Source organism: Ramlibacter sp. AN1133 (genome assembly GCF_037890035.1).
GTDB lineage: Bacteria > Pseudomonadota > Gammaproteobacteria > Burkholderiales > Burkholderiaceae_C > Ramlibacter.
The window spans coordinates 191,159-209,690 of sequence record NZ_JBBKTQ010000002.1 but is presented as its reverse complement, the minus strand read 5'-3'; the positions used below and the strand labels follow the sequence as shown (position 1 = coordinate 209,690).

Annotated in this window: 14 protein-coding genes and 1 riboswitch; of the genes, 8 read left to right on the top strand and 6 right to left on the bottom strand. The window is 70.4% G+C overall.

Features of this window, described 5'->3' with window-relative positions:
* Nucleotides 1-112: 112 nt before the first annotated feature.
* From WG923_RS03435 to WG923_RS03425, 3 genes are read right to left on the bottom strand one after another with little or no spacing between them, the layout of a single operon-like run.
* Nucleotides 113-265 (bottom strand): hypothetical protein, encoded by a 153-nt coding sequence (locus WG923_RS03435; protein ID WP_340349530.1) that lies wholly within the window; start codon nucleotides 263-265, stop codon nucleotides 113-115.
* 30 nt (nucleotides 266-295) lie between these two features.
* A complete protein-coding gene (locus WG923_RS03430; protein ID WP_340349529.1) occupies nucleotides 296-730 on the bottom strand; it encodes a PaaI family thioesterase in 435 nt (144 codons plus the stop codon).
* The gene (locus WG923_RS03425; protein WP_340349528.1) at nucleotides 730-1,929 is read right to left on the bottom strand and encodes a threonine ammonia-lyase; all 1,200 of its coding nucleotides are present in this window, start codon (nucleotides 1,927-1,929) and stop codon (nucleotides 730-732) included. Before WG923_RS03425 ends, WG923_RS03430 begins: the two co-directional genes overlap by 1 nt.
* 125 nt (nucleotides 1,930-2,054) lie before the next feature.
* Between WG923_RS03425 and WG923_RS03420 the strand changes: the two genes are divergently transcribed.
* Nucleotides 2,055-4,352 carry an ATP-binding protein gene (locus tag WG923_RS03420; protein ID WP_340349527.1) on the top strand — a complete coding sequence of 766 codons (2,298 nt, stop codon included), beginning with the start codon at nucleotides 2,055-2,057 and terminating at the stop codon, nucleotides 4,350-4,352.
* Nucleotides 4,353-4,393: 41 nt separating this feature from the next.
* On the opposite strand, the gene recQ is transcribed toward WG923_RS03420, so the two are convergent.
* A complete protein-coding gene (gene recQ / locus WG923_RS03415) occupies nucleotides 4,394-6,253 on the bottom strand; it encodes a DNA helicase RecQ (protein WP_340349526.1) in 1,860 nt (619 codons plus the stop codon).
* A gap of 143 nt (nucleotides 6,254-6,396) precedes the next feature.
* Here recQ and WG923_RS03410 point away from each other — a divergent pair, with 143 nt between their 5' ends.
* The 4 genes from WG923_RS03410 to WG923_RS03395 all read left to right on the top strand — a co-directional run bounded on the left by WG923_RS03410 (nucleotide 6,397) and on the right by WG923_RS03395 (nucleotide 11,578).
* The gene (locus WG923_RS03410; protein WP_340349525.1) at nucleotides 6,397-7,443 is read left to right on the top strand and encodes a homocysteine S-methyltransferase family protein; all 1,047 of its coding nucleotides are present in this window, start codon (nucleotides 6,397-6,399) and stop codon (nucleotides 7,441-7,443) included.
* 281 nt (nucleotides 7,444-7,724) lie between these two features.
* Nucleotides 7,725-8,174 carry an Lrp/AsnC family transcriptional regulator gene (locus tag WG923_RS03405; protein ID WP_340349524.1) on the top strand — a complete coding sequence of 150 codons (450 nt, stop codon included), beginning with the start codon at nucleotides 7,725-7,727 and terminating at the stop codon, nucleotides 8,172-8,174.
* 9 nt (nucleotides 8,175-8,183) lie between these two features.
* A riboswitch (S-adenosyl-L-homocysteine riboswitch) is annotated at nucleotides 8,184-8,265 on the top strand.
* A gap of 19 nt (nucleotides 8,266-8,284) precedes the next feature.
* The gene (metH, locus tag WG923_RS03400) at nucleotides 8,285-11,002 is read left to right on the top strand and encodes a methionine synthase (RefSeq protein WP_340349523.1); all 2,718 of its coding nucleotides are present in this window, start codon (nucleotides 8,285-8,287) and stop codon (nucleotides 11,000-11,002) included.
* Between the two features lie 102 nt (nucleotides 11,003-11,104).
* Nucleotides 11,105-11,578: a glycine zipper 2TM domain-containing protein gene (locus WG923_RS03395; RefSeq protein ID WP_340349522.1), complete on the top strand. Its 474-nt coding sequence runs from the start codon at nucleotides 11,105-11,107 to the stop codon at nucleotides 11,576-11,578.
* Here the strand turns inward: WG923_RS03395 and WG923_RS03390 are convergent.
* The gene (locus WG923_RS03390; protein ID WP_340349521.1) at nucleotides 11,575-12,762 is read right to left on the bottom strand and encodes an MFS transporter; all 1,188 of its coding nucleotides are present in this window, start codon (nucleotides 12,760-12,762) and stop codon (nucleotides 11,575-11,577) included. The two genes, WG923_RS03395 and WG923_RS03390, sit on opposite strands and share 4 nt — an antisense overlap.
* A gap of 232 nt (nucleotides 12,763-12,994) precedes the next feature.
* Between WG923_RS03390 and WG923_RS03385 the strand changes: the two genes are divergently transcribed.
* The 3 genes from WG923_RS03385 to WG923_RS03375 all read left to right on the top strand — a co-directional run bounded on the left by WG923_RS03385 (nucleotide 12,995) and on the right by WG923_RS03375 (nucleotide 16,861).
* Complete coding sequence (locus WG923_RS03385) at nucleotides 12,995-14,662, top strand: methyl-accepting chemotaxis protein (protein ID WP_340349520.1); 1,668 nt, start codon at nucleotides 12,995-12,997, stop codon at nucleotides 14,660-14,662.
* A gap of 31 nt (nucleotides 14,663-14,693) precedes the next feature.
* Complete coding sequence (locus WG923_RS03380) at nucleotides 14,694-14,999, top strand: copper-binding protein (RefSeq protein ID WP_340349519.1); 306 nt, start codon at nucleotides 14,694-14,696, stop codon at nucleotides 14,997-14,999.
* Between the two features lie 140 nt (nucleotides 15,000-15,139).
* On the top strand, nucleotides 15,140-16,861 hold the full coding sequence (locus tag WG923_RS03375; RefSeq protein WP_340349518.1) for a methyl-accepting chemotaxis protein: 1,722 nt from the start codon (nucleotides 15,140-15,142) through the stop codon (nucleotides 16,859-16,861).
* Between the two features lie 26 nt (nucleotides 16,862-16,887).
* Here the strand turns inward: WG923_RS03375 and WG923_RS03370 are convergent, their stop codons facing one another.
* A complete protein-coding gene (locus WG923_RS03370) occupies nucleotides 16,888-18,423 on the bottom strand; it encodes a YifB family Mg chelatase-like AAA ATPase (protein WP_340349517.1) in 1,536 nt (511 codons plus the stop codon).
* Nucleotides 18,424-18,532: the final 109 nt, after the last annotated feature.

Here is an 18,532-nt window from a genome sequence, read left to right as displayed (position 1 = left end):
CGGCCGTGATTCCATGCAAAGCGTGCATAGCCTTATGCGCGTTTGGGGCGCGGACGCAAAGCAAAAAGCCCCGGCAGGGCTGCACGGGGCTTTGGCGCGGAAGAGCTCGGCGTCAGGCCAGGTAGACGGCGATGAATGCGAGCAGGAACATCAGGGCGGCGCCGACCATGGGCAGGACGATCGGGATGGCCGGGACGACCGACTCGACGGCGTCGTGGGGCTCGAAGTCGTCGCCGTGCTGGGCGGGCTCGTTGGGGCTGGTCATGCGGTCCTCGTTCTCTGGATTCAGCCGATTTTACCCAAGCCGGGCAGCCGGACCGTCTTCCTGCAAGAGCGCATACGTCACCGTCGCCCGGCAGGCGCTCCTGCCGTCCTCCGCCCCGCGGATGTCGATCTCCCCGAAGGCCAGCGTCCTGCCGCTGCGCAGCACCCGCGCCTGCACCAGCGCGTCCTGCCCGGACAGCGGCTTGAGGAAGCTGGTGTTCATCTGCACCGTGGTGCAGGGCCGGAAGCCGCCGGACTGGTTGATCAGCGCCAGCACCATCGCCGTATCGGCGGCGGCCATCATGGCCTGCCCGCACAGCATGCCGCCCACGCGCGAGAGCTGCTCCTGCTGCGGCAGCCGCAGGGTGACGCTTTCACCGTCGAAGCTTTCCACCCGCAGCCCCAGGGCCTGCACCCAGGGCGCGAAGTATTCGGGCAGGGCGGCCTGCAGGGTCTGGCGGTCCATCACTCCTCCTCGGCCTGGAAGCCGGCGGCGCGCAAGGCCTCCAGCAGCGACTGCACGTGCTCGCGGCCGCGCGTCTGCACCACGATCTCGATCTCCACGTTCTGCGCGGCCAGCAGCGTGAACGCGCGCTGGTGGTGCACTTCGTCGATGTTGGCGCCCGCCTCGCTGACCACCCCGGTGATCTTCGCCAGCGAACCGGGCACGTCGCGCGCGCACACCTTCAGCCGCGCCAGCCGGCCGGCGCGCACCATCCCGCGCTGGATGATGGCCGCCAGCAGCATCGGGTCGATGTTGCCCCCGCCCAGCACCAGGCCCACCTTGCGCCCGGCGTAGGCGGCCGGATCCTTCATCAGCGCGGCGAGCGGCGCGGCGCCCGCGCCTTCCACCAGCGTCTTCTCGTAATCCAGCAGCATCACGATCGCCTGCTCGATGTCGCCCTCGTCGACCAGCACGAGGTCGTCGACGTAGCGTTCCACCAGTTTCTGCGTCAGCGTGCCCGGAACGCCCACCGCGATGCCCTCGGCGATGGTCGGCCCGCCCGGCGGCACGTGGGCGTGCTTGATCGCGTTGTACATATGGGGAAAGCGCAGCGTCTGCACGCCGATGACGCGGATGCCGGGCTTGAGCCCCTTGGCCGCGGCCGCCATCCCGCCGATCAGCCCGCCGCCGCCCACGGCCACGATCAGGGTATCGAGCTGCGGCACCGCTTCCAGCATCTCCAGGGCCACGGTGCCCTGGCCGGCGATGATCGCGGCGTCGTCGTACGGGTGGACCAGCGTGAGGTGTTCGCGTTCGGCCAGCTCCATGGCGTGGACGCGGGACTCCTCCAGGGTGTCGCCGTGCAGGACGACCTCGGCACCGAACTTGCGAGTGCGCTCCACCTTCACCATGGGAGTGAAGCGTGGCATCACGATCACGGCGCGCAAGCCCAGCCGCTGGGCGTGGTACGCCACGCCCTGGGCGTGGTTGCCCGCGCTCATGGCGATCACGCCGTGCTTCTTCTCGTCGTTGCTGAGTTGCACCAGCTTGTTGCAGGCCCCCCTCTCCTTGAAGGAGGCCGTGAACTGCAGGTTCTCGAACTTCAGGAACACCTGGCAGCCGGCCATCTGCGACAAGGTGCGGGATTCCACGCAGGGCGTGGTGAGCACCTGGCCCTGCAGGCGGGCGGCGGCGGCGCGGATCTCGGGCAGGCCGGTCATGGGACCCATTGTGACCGGCGGCGCCCCCGGCCGGCGGGCGCGGGTCCGGTCGCCGGTCCTTCCATGTAGCATGAAGTCGCGCTATCGTTGGCGCGCTTCCCCCCTGCCTTCCTGACGGAGGTCGATTGGCCAAGCGTTCGCTGGATCTGCAAGTGCTGCCCTCGCCGGGCCTCAAGGAGGCCCCGGTGCTGGACCTGATGTGTTCGCACTTCGTGCTGACGCTGGCGGCCAAGCAGGGGGCCAAGTTCAACGTGCGGCGCGACCTCAATGGCCTGCTGTCGCTGGCCGGGCGGCACCTCGTGTGGCCGCCGCCCTCGCTGGAGCGGCTGCGCGAGTTCCTGGTCCGCCGCTGCAAGGACAACGAGTTCTGGCGCGGGCACGAACAGCTCTCCACCCGCGAATTCCTGGAGCGCCACGGCGTCTGGCGCGGGCCCTACGAGGAAGGCACGCTCTTCTTCTACCTGGACGAATACGCCAAGGACCAGCCCAAGGACCTGCTGTCCGTGCTGACCGTCACCGGCGAGTGGCTCACCCACGCCCTGAAGAAGCACTCCACGCTGGTGGAGAAGAACATCGACGCCCTGGCCAACCTGCTGCAGTTGAACAAGGCCGAGCGCGCCCTGCTGCTGTACGGGACGCTGGCGCGCTACCAGCGCGACCTGCGCAGCCTGCTGGTCGAATTCAAGGTGAACAACGCGCCCGAGGCCTATGCCGCGATCGCGGAGGTCGCCGGCGTGAGCGCGGCGGACGTCGGCGAGGCCCTGCGCGCCGGCTCCCGGCTGGAGCGCATCGGGCTGGTGGAGAACCTGATCTCCGAGCACAACATCACCGACCTGGCGGACCTGATGAAGGTCAGCGAGAAGCTGCCGCCGGTGCTGATGCGCGAATACCGCGACCAGAGCGAGCTGATGGCGGTGTTCACCCGCCCCTCGGCCAAGAGCACGCTGACGCCGGACGACTTCTCCTTCGTCGCCGAGGACGCGAGCGTGCTGCGCAACATGCTCAAGCGCGCCGTGGATTGCAAGGAGCCGGGCGTCAACGTGCTGCTGTACGGCCCGCCCGGCACCGGCAAGACCGAGCTGGCGAAGGTGGTGGCGCAGGCCGCCGGCCTGGAACTGTTCGAGGTGGAATATGCCGACCGCGACGGCAACTCGCTCTCCGGCCGCGACCGCTACCGCTCGCTGCAGATCGCGCAGGTGTTCCTCAAGGGCAGCTCGCAGGCGGCCCTCCTGTTCGACGAGGTGGAGGACGTGTTCCCGCCGATCTCCAGCGAGGCCGCGCAGATGATGGCGCGGGCCGAGCAGGTGGTGGCGCCGCCTTCCGGCAGCGTGAGCGGCAAGGCCTGGGTCAACCAGATCCTGGAGTCGAACCCGGTGCCGACCATCTGGGTCACCAACCGCATCGAGCAGATCGACCCGGCCTTCCGGCGCCGCTTCGCCTACCACCTGGAACTGAAGTCGCCGCCGCCGGGCGCGCGCGAAGGCATCGTGCGCAAGACGCTCGAAGGCGTCGAGGTCTCCGCCGCGTTCATCGCCAAGCTGACCGAGCGCAAGGGCCTCACGCCGGCGCAGATCCGCACCGCGGTGCGCTTCGCCGGCCTGGCCTCGGCCGAGGGCGCCGGCATGGAGGAGCTGATCGAGCGCCAGCTGCGCAACGCCGACCGGGCGCTGGGCACGCGCAGCTCGGACGCCGGCGCGCGCCGCAGCGTCACGACCTACGACCTCGACATGCTGAACGTGGAGTCGCGCTTCGAGGTGCCGCGCATCGTGGAGGCGCTGCGCTCGCGCGGCCACGGCTCGCTGTGCTTCTACGGCGCGCCGGGCACCGGGAAGACCGCGCTGGCGGAGCACATTGCCCGCAGCCTCGACAAGCCCTTGCTGATCAAGCAGGCCAGCGACCTCATGAGCAAGTTCGTCGGCGAGACCGAGCAGAACATGGCCGCCATGTTCCGCGAGGCGGAGTCGGAGAAGGCCATCCTGCTGCTCGACGAAGCCGACAGCTTCCTGCAGGACCGGCGCGGCGCGCAGCGCACCTACGAGGTCACGGAAGTCAACGAGATGCTGCAGGGCATGGAGCGCTTCGCCGGCATCTTCATCTGCACCACCAACCTGATGGAGCGGATCGACCAGGCGGCGCTGCGGCGCTTCGCGTTCAAGATCCGGTTCAAGCCGCTGACGGCGGTGCAGCGCGAGCGGATGTTCGTGACCGAGGCGCTGGCCGGCGATGCGGGAGCGCTCACGCCGGAGGCGGCGGCACGGCTCGTGCGGCTGGACCAGCTGTGCCCCGGCGATTTCGCCGCGGTGAAGCGGCAGGTGGAGATCCTGGCCGCGCAGCTGTCGCCGGAGGAATTCCTGGAGCAGCTGGAGGCGGAGCACCGGATCAAGCCGGAAGTGCGCGAGGCGCGCAGCATCGGGTTCACGTAGGCTGGCGGTGAGCGCGCGCAGCGCCGAACCCCAGCGCTGCGCTACCCCAGCGCCTGCAGCACGTCCAGCACTCCCGGCCCGTAGGTCTGCAGCTTCTTCGCCCCGATCCCGCTCACGCCTTCCAGCTCCGGCAGCGAGCGCGGGTCCAGCGCCGCGATCGCGGCCAGCGTCGCGTCGTGGAAGATCACGTAGGCCGGCAGGTTGTGCTCGCGCGCGATGCGCGTGCGCCAGTCCTTCAGCGCGGCGAAGCGCTGCTGCGCGGAACCCGTGAGGCTCGCCGCCGCGGCCGGCACCGCGGACTTCGTGCCGCCGCCGGCGCGCTTGCGCGAACGCCCGGCCGGCAGCCCGATCGACTCGCGCAGCAGCACCTGCTGCTCGCCCTTGAGCACCGCCCGCGATCCGGCGGTGAGGTGCAGCGTGTTGAACGCCGAGGCATCCACCGCCAGCGCGCCGGTGGCGATCAACTGCCGCAGCACCCCGCGCAATTGCGCCTCCGAGAATTCCGCCCCGATGCCGAAGGTGGACAGGCTCTGGTGGCCGAACTGCCTGACCTTGTCCGTCTCCTTGCCGCGCAGGATGTCCATGATGTGGCCGGCGCCGAAATGCAGGTCGCGCGCCTGCTGCACGCGGTACACGGTGGACAGCAGCATGCGCGCGGCCTCGGTGCCATCCCACACAGCGGGCGGGTTCAGGCAGTTGTCGCAGTTGCCGCAAGGCTCCGAGTGTTCGCCGAAGTACGACAGCAGCCGCACGCGCCGGCAGTCCGTGGCCTCGGCCAGCGCGAGCAGGGCATCGAGCTTGCCGCGCTGCACCTGCTTGAATTCGTCGCCGGCCGGGCTCTCGTCGATCATCCGGCGCTGGTTCACCACGTCCTGCAGGCCGTAGGCCATCCAGGCATCCGAGGGCAGGCCGTCGCGGCCGGCGCGGCCCGTCTCCTGGTAGTAGCCCTCGATGTTCTTCGGCAGGTCGAGGTGGGCGACGAAGCGCACGTCCGGCTTGTCGATGCCCATGCCGAAGGCGATGGTGGCCGTCATCACCACGCCGTCGTCGCGCAGGAAGCGGTCCTGGTGGCGCTGGCGCACGCCGGCGTCGAGCCCCGCGTGATAGGGCAGGGCGTCCAGGCCTTCGCGGCACAGGATCTCCGCGATCTCCTCCACGCGCTTGCGCGACTGGCAGTAGACGATGCCGGCCTCGCCCTGGTGCTCGCCCTCGATGAAGCGCAGGAGCTGGAGCGTCGGATCCTTCTTTTCCGCGATCGTGTAGCGGATGTTGGGGCGGTCGAAGCTGCTGACGAACTGGCGCGCGCGACCGAGCTGCAGGTGGGTGACGATGTCCTCGCGCGTGACGCCGTCGGCCGTGGCCGTGAGCGCGATGCGCGGCACGCCGGCATAGCGCGCGTGCAGGATGGCCAGCGCCCGGTATTCCGGCCGGAAGTCGTGGCCCCACTGGCTGACGCAATGCGCCTCGTCGATCGCGAACAGCGACAGCTTGCCCGCGCCGTGCATGGCATCGAGCAGCGCCAGGAAGCGCGGGGTGGTCACGCGCTCGGGCGCCGCATAGAGCAGCGTCAGCTCGCCGCGGGCCAGCCGCCGCTCCACCGCGTTGGCCTCCTCCATCGAGAGCGAGGAATTGAGGAACGCGGCCTGCACCCCGGCCTCGTGCAGGGCGCCGACCTGGTCGTGCATCAGCGCGATCAGGGGCGACACCACCACGGTGGTGCCGTGGCCGGCCTGCTGGCGCACGAGCGCGGGAATCTGGTAGCACAGCGACTTGCCCCCGCCCGTGGGCATGAGCACGAGCGCATCGCCGCCGGCGACGACGTGGTCGACGATCTCGGCCTGCTGCCCGCGGAACGCGGGGTAGCCGAAGACGGTCTGCAGGATTTGCTGGGGGGAAGACACGATCGCCCGATTGTCCCTGAGCCTGCCGGTGTAACGCCGCTCGGACCCGGAACGCCGACCGGCAAAGCTGTGAACTGCGCACGCCGGCGCCGCCGGTGCCCCTGCGCGCCGGCCGAATTCACCGTCTTTCCTACAATCGGGGCATGAAGCCCGTCGTGTACACCCGTGGACAAGCCCTGCCGCAGCTGCTCGCCCAGCGCATCCTGATCCTGGACGGGGCCATGGGCACCATGATCCAGCGCTTCAAGCTGACCGAGCAGGATTTCCGCGGCGAGCGCCTGCGCGAGCACCCCAAGGACCTGAAGAACAACAGCGACCTGCTGGCGCTCACGCGCCCCGACGTGATCCGCGACATCCACGAGGGCTACCTCGCCGCCGGCGCCGACATCATCGAGACCAACACCTTCGGGGCCAACCGCATCGCGCAGGACGACTATGGCCTGGGCGAGCTGGCGCGCGAGATGAACGTGGCCGCCGCCAGGCTGGCGCGCGAGGCCGCCGACAAGTTCTCCACGCCGGACCAGCCCCGCTTCGTGGCCGGCGCGCTGGGCCCCACGCCGCGCACGGCCAGCATCAGCCCCGACGTGAACGACCCGGGCGCGCGCAACGTGGACTTCGAGGCCCTGCGCGCCGCCTACTACGAGCAGGTGGAAGGCCTGGTGCAGGGCGGAGTCGACCTGCTGCTGGTCGAGACCATCTTCGACACGCTCAATGCCAAGGCGGCGCTGTTCGCGATCGACGAGTACTTCGCCGACAGCGGCGAGCGGCTGCCGATCATCATCAGCGGCACCGTCACCGATGCCTCCGGCCGCATCCTCAGCGGCCAGACCGTCACGGCCTTCTGGCACAGCGTGCGGCACGCGCAGCCGCTGGCGGTCGGCCTGAACTGCGCGCTGGGCGCGGCGCTGATGCGGCCCTACATCCAGGAGCTGAACCGGGTCGCGCACGACACCTTCATCAGCTGCTACCCCAACGCGGGCCTGCCCAACCCCATGAGCGAGACCGGCTTCGACGAGACGCCGGAGGTCACCTCGCGGCTGCTGCGCGAGTTCGCGGCCGAGGGGCTGGTGAACATCGTGGGCGGGTGCTGCGGCACGACGCCGGACCACATCGCGGCGATCGGGCAGGCGGTGCACCTGATGCCGGCGCGCGCGACGCAGCGGCAGTTCTTCTACCGGGAAGCCGCCTGAGGGTCTGCCGTCGGCAGGCCCCGTGGGCTGGGCTCGCCGCAGGCGACCCCAGCTTGGGCGCTCCTTCGTTCCACTGCGATCCCTCGTGAGGATGTCTGCCCGGTCGGCCAGCGGGCGGTGACCCGCTGGCGCCTCGCATCTCGGGCGGGGCCGGTAAGCCGCCGCTTCGATGCAGCAAGTGTGGCGCCCGGAGCGGAGAAAGTCTTGCTGAACCTCCGGCATTTCGGCGCGGAAGCAAAAAATCCTTCTGAGACCTCCAATTTCCCGGAAAATCGTGCGCCATGGACGCCATTGACCGGAAAATCCTCAGGGTGCTGCAGCAGGATGCCCGGGCCAGCCTGCAGCAGGTCGGCCAGGCCGTCGGCCTGAGCGCCTCGCCGTGCTGGGAGCGCATCCGCAAGATGGAGGCCGCCGGCGTGATCGAGGGCTACACGGTGCGCCTGAACGCGCAGGGGCTGGGCCTGAACGACACGGTGCTGGTACAGGTCACCCTCGACAGCCACACCGACAACACGCTGGAGAAGTTCGGCGAGACGCTGGCGGCAATCCCCGAGGTGGTCGAGGCCTACCTCGTCTCCGGCGAGTACGACTACCTGCTGCGGGTGGCGGTGAAGGACACGCGCGACTACGAGCGGCTGCTGCGGGAGAAGCTGTACAAGATCAAGGGCATCCGCCACAGCAAGTCCTCGTTCGTGCTGCGGACGCTGAAGAAGGCGGATCTGCCGCTGTAAAATCGTTCCCTGCTCAAGGAGCGCTGCAGCGGCCCCGGAAAACCGGGCGCACCGTCAGGCTTGAGATGGATTCCAACCGCGCTCACCCGGCCCCTGCGAGGTGAGAAGGAATGCAGTCCCAAGTCCCCCCCATGAAGTTGTCCGGCCTGGAGCCCGTCTCCATCGTGCCCGGCAGCCTGTTCGTCAACATCGGCGAACGCACCAACGTCACCGGCTCGAAGGCGTTCGCCCGCATGATCCTGGCGGGCCAGTTCGAGGAGGCCCTCGCGGTCGCGCGCCAGCAGGTCGAGAACGGCGCCCAGGTCATCGACATCAACATGGACGAAGCCATGCTGGACAGCAAGGCCGCCATGGTGCGCTTCCTCAACCTGATCGCCAGCGAGCCGGACATCGCCCGCGTGCCGATCATGATCGACTCCTCCAAGTGGGAGGTGATCGAGGCGGGGCTGCGCTGCATCCAGGGCAAGGGCATCGTCAACTCGATCTCGCTCAAGGAAGGCGAGGCCGAGTTCAAGCGCCAGGCCACGCTGGTCAAGCGCTACGGCGCTGCCGCCGTCGTCATGGCCTTCGACGAACAGGGCCAGGCCGACACCTACCAGCGCAAGACCGAGATCTGCGCGCGCGCCTACCGCATCCTGGTCGACGAGCTCGGCTTCCCGCCCGAGGACATCATCTTCGACCCCAACATCTTCGCGATCGCCACCGGCATCGAGGAGCACAACAACTACGCGGTGGACTTCATCGAAGCCACCAAGTGGATCAAGAAGAACCTGCCCGGCGCCAAGGTCAGCGGCGGCGTGTCCAACGTGAGCTTCTCCTTCCGCGGCAACGACCCCGTGCGCGAGGCGATCCACACCGTGTTCCTGTACCACGCCATCCAGGCGGGCATGGACATGGGCATCGTCAACGCCGGCATGGTGGGCGTGTACGACGAGCTCGAGCCGGAACTGCGCGAGCGCGTCGAGGACGTGGTGCTGAACCGCCGCCCCGATGCCGGAGAGCGCCTGGTGGAGATTGCCGAACAGGCCAAGGGCGCGGCCAAGGACGAAGGCAAGAAGAACGAGTGGCGCGCGCTGCCGGTGGAGCAGCGCCTGGCGCACGCGCTGGTGCACGGCATCACGGACCACATCGTCCCCGACACCGAGGAGATGTTCCAGAAGGTGCTGGCCCGGGGCGGCCGTCCGCTGCACGTGATCGAGGGGCCGCTCATGGACGGCATGAACATCGTGGGCGACCTGTTCGGCGCCGGCAAGATGTTCCTGCCGCAGGTGGTGAAGTCCGCCCGCGTGATGAAGCAGGCGGTGGCGCACCTCATTCCCTTCATCGAGGAAGAGAAGCGGCAGCAGGAGGCCGCCGGCCAGGACGTGCGCGCCAAGGGCAAGATCATCGTGGCCACCGTCAAGGGCGACGTGCACGACATCGGCAAGAACATCGTCACCGTCGTCCTCCAGTGCAACAACTTCGAGGTGGTGAACATGGGCGTGATGGTCCCGTGCCACGAGATCCTGGCCCGCGCCAAGGTCGAGGGCGCGGACATCGTCGGCCTGTCGGGGCTGATCACGCCTTCGCTGGAGGAGATGCAGTACGTCGCCGCCGAGATGCAGAAGGACGACCACTTCCGCGTGAAGAAGATCCCGCTGCTGATCGGCGGCGCCACCACCAGCCGCGTGCACACCGCGGTGAAGATCGCACCGCACTACGAAGGCCCGGTGGTCTACGTCCCCGATGCGTCGCGCAGCGTGAGCGTGGCGCAGTCGCTGCTCTCGGATCAGGCCGCGAAGTACATCGCGGAGATCGAGGCCGACTACGACAAGGTGCGGCAGCTGCACGCCAACAAGAAGCAGACGCCGCTGTGGCCGCTGGCGAAGGCGCGCGCCAACAAGACGCCGATCGACTGGTCCACCTACGTGCCGACCCGGCCGAAGTTCATCGGCCGGCGGGTGTTCAAGAACTACGACCTGGCGGAGCTGGCCGGCTACATCGACTGGGGCCCGTTCTTCCAGACCTGGGACCTGGCCGGTCGCTTCCCCGAGATCCTCAAGGATGAAGTGGTGGGCGCCGAAGCGGTGCGCGTGTACTCCGACGGCCAGCGCATGCTCAAGCGCCTGATCGAAGGCCGTTGGCTGACCGCCAATGCGGTGATGGGCCTGTGGCCCGCCAACACCGTCAACGACGACGACATCCAGCTGTACGCCGACGAAAGCCGGACCGAGACCGTGCTCACCTGGTACGGCCTGCGCCAGCAGGCCGAAAAGCAGGTGATCGACGGCGTGATGCGCCCGAGCCGCTGCCTGGCGGATTTCGTCGCGCCCAAGGGCGTGCGCGACGACTACGTGGGCGTGTTCGCGGTCACGGCCGGCATCGGCGTGGAGAAGAAGGTCCAGTACTTCCTCGACGACCACGACGACTATTCCGCCATCACGCTCAAGGCGCTGGCCGACCGCCTCGCCGAGGCGCTGGCCGAGGCGCTGCATGCGCGCGTGCGCCGCGACCTGTGGGGCTACGCCGCCGACGAGAAACTCGCGACCGAGGAGCTGATCGCCGAGAAGTACCGCGGCATCCGTCCCGCGCCGGGCTATCCGGCCTGCCCGGACCACAGCGTCAAGCGCGACATGTTCGCGCTGCTGCAGCCGCAGGAGATCGGCATGGAGCTGACCGACAGCATGGCGATGGCCCCGGCGGCCAGCGTGAGCGGCTTCTACCTGGCGCACCCCGAGAGCCAGTACTTCAACGTGGGCCGCATCGGCGAGGACCAGCTGGAGGACCAGGCGCGTCGCAGGGGCGCCACGGTTTCGGACCTGCAACGTTTGCTTGCACCGAATCTCTGAAGCAGGCGTGAAGCATTGCACGAACGGCTGGGCTGGCCGTCGGCGGTGCTGCCCGCCTTGTCGTTGAATCACGGCAAGGACGGAAGAAGGAGAGAGAGTCCCATGAAGAAATACGCCATCGCCACCCTGCTGGCCCTCGCCGCGGTTGCCGCCATCGCCGACAACCCGCACGGCCTGCCGCCCGGCATCGCCAAGAAGATGCACAAGGAACACGCCGCGGCGCCCGCCCCGGTCTGCCACGAATGCGGCACGGTGGTCGGCGTGCGCCACGAGAAGCGCAAGGGCGAAGGCGGCGCGGTCGGCATCGTCGCGGGCGCGGCGGCCGGCGGCCTGCTGGGCAACCAGTTCGGCAAGGGCGACGGCAAGACGGCGCTCACCGTCGCCGGCGCCGTGGGCGGCGGCTTCGTCGGCAACGAAGTGCAGAAGCGCGTGACGTCCAGGGAGGTGTGGATCACGCAGGTGAAGATGCACGACGGCTCGGTGCGCACCATGGAGCACGAGCAGCAGCCGGCCTGGAAGACCGGGCAGCTGGTGCGCCTGGGCGCGAAGAACTCGGTGACGATCGTCGTCAATTAACGCGGCAGGAGCGAGCGGCGCTGCGCCAGCACGAGCGCCAGCGCCGCCACGATCCCCGCCACCAGCAGCACCGCCAGCCCCCACCGGTAGCCCACCTGCGGGCTCCACAGCACCCCCAGCGCCAGCGGCGCGATCGCGCGCGCCACTGCCTGCGGCAGCCCCAGCGCGCCATTGAGCGCCGCCACATGCTCCCGATTCACGTACTGCGCCACCGCGGTGCCCTTCACGATCGTGAGCATGCCGTTGCCCATGCCATAGAGCAGCACGAACAGCAGTCCGCCCGCGGGCGACGTGGCCCCGGCGATCAGCGCCGCCAGCGCCAGCGGGATGAGGAACGGGATCAGCCGGTTGGCCAGGTGCAGGTCGAACCGGTGCTCGAAGAAGAACAGCAGCAGCCGCGCGAAGACCTGCATCACGCCGATCGCCGCCGGCAGCGCGATCACCCAGGCCTCCGGCAGGCCGCTTTCGCGCAGCAGGCTGATCAGGTGCGGCGGGATCGCCGCGGTGATCGCCATCATCCCGACCACGAAGACGCCGATCAAGAGGAAGGGCGCGCTGCGCAGCAGGACCGACGGTGAATGGCCCTCGCGGTGCTGCGTCGGCCGCGCCGGCGGCGCGCCGCGCAGGCACAGGAAGTGGATCGGCACGCAGACGAACACGTGGATGGCGGCCAGCGCGAGCAGCGCCTGGCGCCACCCGAGCGCCGCAATGAGCCACGCCGACAGCGGGATGAACACGCTGCTGGCCAGCCCGCCCAGAAAGGTCAGCGTGATGATCGCGCGCCGGAAATCGCGCGGAAAGCGGCGCGTGACCACCGCGAACACCGGCGTGTACAGGGTGGCCGCGAGCGCCGCCCCGAGCAGCAGCCACACGGCGTAGAAGCCGGCGGCCGAATGCACCTGTGCATGCAGCAGCAGGCCCGCGATCACCAGCACCGAGCCGCCCGTCATCACCGCGCGTTCGTGGCCGCGGTCGATCCAGCGGCCCACCGGATAGGAGAACACGCCTTCGGCCAGCAGGGCGAGGCTGAAGGCGAAGGACGACTGCGCGCGGGTGAGCCCCAGCTCGCGCTCCACCGGCGCGAGCAGCAGCGCGAAGGTATAGAAGACGCTGCCCCAGGTGATCAACTGGGCCAGCGAGAGCCACACCACGAGGCGGCGGTCGTGGCCGGGGGCCGAAGTCATGAAGCGCGGCGCGACGGCATGGACGCGGATTGTGGCAGGCCGCGGCCTGCGCCGCCCGCACGTCGCCTGCCCGCTACCGCCTGGCGCAGCCGCAGCCGGTGGCCGACCAGACCTTGACCCACGTCACTGAAACAAGTGGTTACGTGTTCCATTCTGCCTTTCAAGCGGCCGGACCCCCGGGCCTCAAGAACAACCAGGACCTGCCTAGCGGGGAGGTCGCCGGAGGACGCGCATGCTCGCCGAACTGAGGGTCCGGACCAAGCTGTTCCTGCTGATCGCCATGCTGCTCCTGGGCATGGGGATCGCGGGCGCCTACGGCGTCCTCGCGCTGCGGCAGGCGCAGGCCGCGACCAGCCAGAGCATGGACGTCGCGCAGCAACTGCTGCACGCAGTGGATTCCGCGCGCTCGGCGCAGGTCTCGTTCAAGGTGCAGGTGCACGACTTCAAGAACCTGCTGCTGCGCGGGCACGACCAGGAGCAGTACGACTGGTACCTGGCGGCCTTCCGGAAGGGGCGGCAGGCCGTCGACCGCGACTTCGACGCGCTCGCCGCCGCGGCGACCGGGTTGCGCCTGCCGCCCGAACGCATCGCGCAGGCCCGCCAGCAACATGCCGCCATCTTCCAGGTCCACCTCGATGCGCTGCAGTCCTTCCGCGTCGGCAGCGCGGACAGCGCGCTCGACGCCGACCGCCTGGTGCGCGGCAAGGACCGCCAGCTCGACGAACAGATCGGCGCGATCGTGCAGGACCTGCGGCAGTTCGCCGATGCCGAGGCGGCCGCGCTGCGCGCGCAGGCGCAGGCGAGCACCCGGCGGGCCGTGCTGTTCCTGGGCGCGCTGGTGGCGTTGCTGGCCGTGGCGGCGAGCGCCGCCGGCGTGCTGGCGGTGCGCCGGCTCGAGGCGGAACTCGGGGGCGAGCCTTCCTATGCGCGCTCGGTCGCCGAACGCATCGCCGCGGGCGACCTCTCGGTGGACGTGGACCTGCGCTCGCAGCACACGGCCAGCGTCGTCTTCGCCATGCGGGCCATGAGCGAGCAGCTGCGGCGCGTGGTGGGACAGGTCTCCGAAGCCGCGGGCGTCGTGGCCCGCAGCAGCGCCGACCTGGTGCAGGGCCAGGTCGAGCTCTCGCAGCGCACCGAGGAACAGGCGAGCACGCTGGAGGAAACGGCCAGCTCGATGGAGGAGATCACTTCCACCGTCGCCCGCAACGCCGACAGCGCGCGCGAGGCGAGCGAACTCGCGCGGACGGCCTCCGAGGTGGCGCGCAAGGGCGGCGTCGTGGTCGCGGACGTGGTGCGCACCATGGCCGGCATCTCCGAGTCCTCGCGCCGCATCGGCGACATCATCGGCGTGATCGACGGCATCGCCTTCCAGACCATTATCCTGGCGCTGAATGCGGCGGTGGAGGCCGCGCGGGCCGGCGCACAGGGGCGCGGCTTCGCGGTGGTCGCCGCCGAGGTGCGCAACCTCGCCCAGCGCAGCGCCGAGGCCGCCCGGGAGATCCGCGCGCTGATCGGGGCCTCCGTCGGCCAGGTCGAGGCCGGCGGCGCCCTGGTCCAGGCGGCCGGCGAGACCATGAACGAGATCGTGGACTCGGTGAAGAAGGTCAGCGACCTGATCGCCGAAAGCGCGCTCGCCAGCCAGGAACAGAGCGGCGGCATCCAGCAGATCAACGCCGGCCTGGTGCAGATGGAGCACGCGGTGCAGCGCAATGCGGGACTGGTGGAAGAGGCCACCGCCGCCACCGGGTCGCTCAAGGAGGAGGCGGCCCGGCTGCTGGCGCTGGTTTCCGCCTTCCGCTTGCGCGAGGACGACGGCCCGCCGCCGGCGCAGCAGGCGCGGCGGCTGGCGCGCGCGTCCGCGCTGCCGGCCCTGGACGCATGGCAGGCGGTGCCGCAATGAGCGCACCCCGATACGGACAAAGGAGAACGCAATGAGAAACGCAGCCCAGACCCTGACGGTCACGATGCTGCTGGCCCTGGCGGCCGGCGTGGCGCCCCCGCTGGCGGCGCAGGGGGAGTACAGCCTGGGGGAGGTGCGCAGCGTCGACAAGGACAAGCGCCAGGTCGTGATGAAGGCCGGCGAGGTCAAGAGCATCGACATGCCGCCCATGACGATGCCCTTCCACGTGCGCGAGGCGAAGATGCTGGACCAGCTGCAGCCCGGCGACAAGGTGAAGTTCCGCGCCATCAACGACGCGGGGAAGTTCACCATCACCGAGATGCTGCCGGCGAGGTAACGGCGCGCGCCGCGCGCTCGCGCCGGCGCCGGCTGGCGTGCCCACCCCCGGTGGGCCCGTCCGTCTTCCGCACGCTTGACGAACCTCAGTTCGGCGGAGCCTGTCCGGGGGCATGCTCCAGCCGGAACGAAGGAGATGCGATGCGCAATGCACCACGCCGACCCGAGGGGGCCGCGGCCGACGCCGCCGCGCCCGTTCGCCTGTTCTCCCGCCTTGCCATCGGCCAGCGCCTGGCCGTCGGCTTCGCCGCCGTGCTGGTGGCGTTCGGCGCGCTCTGGGCGCTGGCCGCCATCAACATCGAGCACGCCAGGGGCCTGAGCAGCGAGGTCACGCTGCGGCACGACCAGACCGCGGCGCTGGCGCAGGCCAACGGCGCCGTCTGGGCGCTGCGCGCGCACCTGGCGCAGGGGCTCGCGGCCCCCGATGCCGCCACGCGCCAGAAGACGGCGGAGCAGGCTGCCGCGACGCGCAAGCAATTCGACGCGGCGATGTTCAACTACAAGCAGGCCGGCGAACTGAGCACCGGCGAGGCCGCGCTGCTGCGCGAGCTGGGCGGCGCCTTTGACCGCCTGAGCGAGGCGCGCGGGCCCTGGTTCGAGCTGCTGGACGCGGGGCGCAACGAGGAAGCGCTGAAGCTGGCGGGCGAACGGATCCAGCCCGCCGGCGCGCAGGCGGTCGATGCGCTGGAGAAGCTGATCGACCTGAAGGACCGCGAGGTGATGAAGGCCGACGACTACTACGGCCTCGAACTAAAGCGCTCGGAATGGTTCGTCCACTTCGTCGGCGTGGCGGTGCTCGCCGGCGCCGCCGCCGTGATCCTGCTGCTCACGCGCTCCATCACGCGGCCCCTGCGCGAGGCCGTGGATTCGATCGAGGCGGTGGCGCGCGGCGACCTCACGCGGCCGATCCGGGTCACTTCGCGCGACGAGGTCGGGCAGCTGCTGGCGGCGCTCGATACCATGCAACGCAGCCTGAAGGCGCTGGTGGGCGAGGTGGTGGGCGGGGCGCGTGCCGTCGCCGACACGAGCGCGCAGATCGCGCAGGGCAACGTCGACCTGTCGCAGCGCACCGAGGAGCAGGCCAGCACGCTGGAGGAAACCGCCAGCTCGATGGAGGAGCTGACGGCCACCGTCAACCAGAACGCCGAGAACGCGCGCCAGGCGAGCCAGCTCGCCGTCGGTGCCTCGGAAGTGGCGACCAGGGGCGGCGAGGCGGTGGGCAACGTGGTGCGCACCATGGACGGCATCTCCGCCTCGTCGCGCAAGATCGCCGACATCATCGGCGTGATCGACGGGATCGCGTTCCAGACCAACATCCTGGCGCTCAATGCGGCGGTGGAAGCGGCGCGCGCCGGCGACCAGGGGCGCGGCTTCGCCGTCGTGGCGGCGGAGGTGCGCAGCCTGGCACAGCGCAGCGCGGGTGCGGCCCGCGAGATCAAGGCGCTGATCGGCGGCTCGGTGCAGCAGGTGGAGGCGGGCTCGCGCCTGGTCAGCGATGCGGGCGCGACGATGCAGGAGATCGTTTCGGCGGTCGCGAAGGTCACCGCGCTGGTGACCGAGATCGCGGCGGCGAGCCAGGAGCAGAGCCAGGGCATCGCGCAGGTGACGAGCGCGGTCTCGCAGATGGACCACGTCGTGCAGCAGAACGCGAGCCTGGTGGAAGAGGCGTCGGCAGCCACCGAGGCCATGAAGCAGCAGGCCGCGGCGCTGGTGGGCGCCGTCAGCCGCTTCCGCATCGGGGACGCAGCAGCAGGCGCGCCGCAGCCGGCGGTCCCTGCCGCGGCCGCGCCGCCGCCGACGATCGCCTTCGTGCCCGCCGTCGCCGCATCGGCGCGCGGCGACGGCCATTGGCAGGAGTTCTGAGCGCTGCGCGTACCCCGCCGGCGGGATCAGAGTCCCGCCGGCAGCACGCGCCGGTACTGCACCGCCTCGGCGACATGCACGAGCTCCACCCCGCCTGAAGCGGCGAGGTCCGCGATCGTGCGGGCGACCTTGAGCACGCGGTGCGTCGAGCGCGCGCTCCAGGCGAGGCGCGCCGAGGCGTTGCGCAGGAACTCCGAGGCCTTGCGTGCCAGGCCCGCGTGTTCGTCGATCTCCGCGCCCTGCAGTGCATGGTTGGCCTTGCCCTGGCGCCGCAGCGCCCGTTCGCGCGCGGCGACGCAGCGCGAGCGCACCGGCGCGCTCGCCTCGCCCGCGGGCGCATCGAGCAGCTCGCCGGACGCGAGCGCCGGCACCTCCACGTGCAGGTCGATGCGATCGAGCAGCGGCCCCGACAGCCGCCCCTGGTAGCGCGCGACCTGCTCCGGGCTGCAGCGGCAGGCGCGGGCCGATCCCAGCCAGCCGCAGGGACAGGGATTCATCGCGGCCACCAGCTGGAAGCACGCCGGGAACTCGCTGCGGCGCGCGGCGCGCGCGATTGTGATGCGGCCGGTCTCCAGGGGCTCACGCAGCGCTTCGAGCGCCGCGCGCGGGAACTCCGGCAATTCATCCAGGAACAGCACGCCGTGGTGCGCCAGCGAGATCTCGCCCGGGCGCGGCGGCGAGCCGCCGCCCACCAGCGCCACCGCGCTCGCCGAATGGTGCGGCGACTCGGTGGGCCGCTGCGACCAGTGCTGCAGGTCGAAGCGGCCGGCGAGGCTCGCCACCGCGGCGCTCTCCAGCGCCTCGGGCACCGTCATCGGGGGCAGCAGGCCGGCGAAGCGCTGCGCCAGCATCGACTTGCCCGCGCCGGGAGGGCCGACCAGCAGCAGGCTGTGGCCGCCCGCCGCCGCGATCTCCAGCGCGCGGCGCGCGCCGGCCTGGCCCTTCACGTCCGCCAGGTCGGGATAGCAGGCCGACACCGGCGGCGCGCTGGCCGCCAGCCGCGTCCAGCCGCCCGGCTCCTCCACGACCGGCGCCGCATCGGAAGCCGGCGTGAAATGGCGCACGACGTCGAGCAGGTGCCGGGCGCGGATCACGTGTGCATCGGGGACCAGCGCGGCCTCCTCCGCGCTGCCCGGAGGCAGCACCAGCCGCGCCACCACGCCGCCCGCGTGCAGCGCCAGGCTGGTGGCCAGCGCGCCGCGCACCGGCCGCAGCTCGCCTGACAGGGACAGCTCGCCCGCGAACTCGTGGCCCGCCAGCCGCGCGCCGTCGATCTGCCCGCTGGCGGCCAGCACGCCGATGGCGATGGGCAGGTCGAAGCGGCCGCTGTCCTTGGGCAGGTCGGCCGGCGCGAGGTTCACCGTGATCCTCTTGTTGTGCGGGAACTCCAGCCCCGAGTTCAGCAGCGCCGAGCGCACGCGTTCGCGCGCCTCCTTCACTTCCGTCTCGGCCAGGCCCACCAGCGTGAAGTTCGGGAGGCCGTTGGCGAGGTGAACCTCGACCGTGACGGCGGCGGCTTCCAGCCCGACCAGGGCTCGGCTTTGCACCAGACAAAGGCTCACGTGAGGGCTCCTCCCTATTCAGGTGCATGTCGGGGACTGGTGCGCGCGCGCCCTACCGCATCGCACCGCGCTGGTGCGGCGGCGCACGGCATCGCGCCCTTCAAGCGGT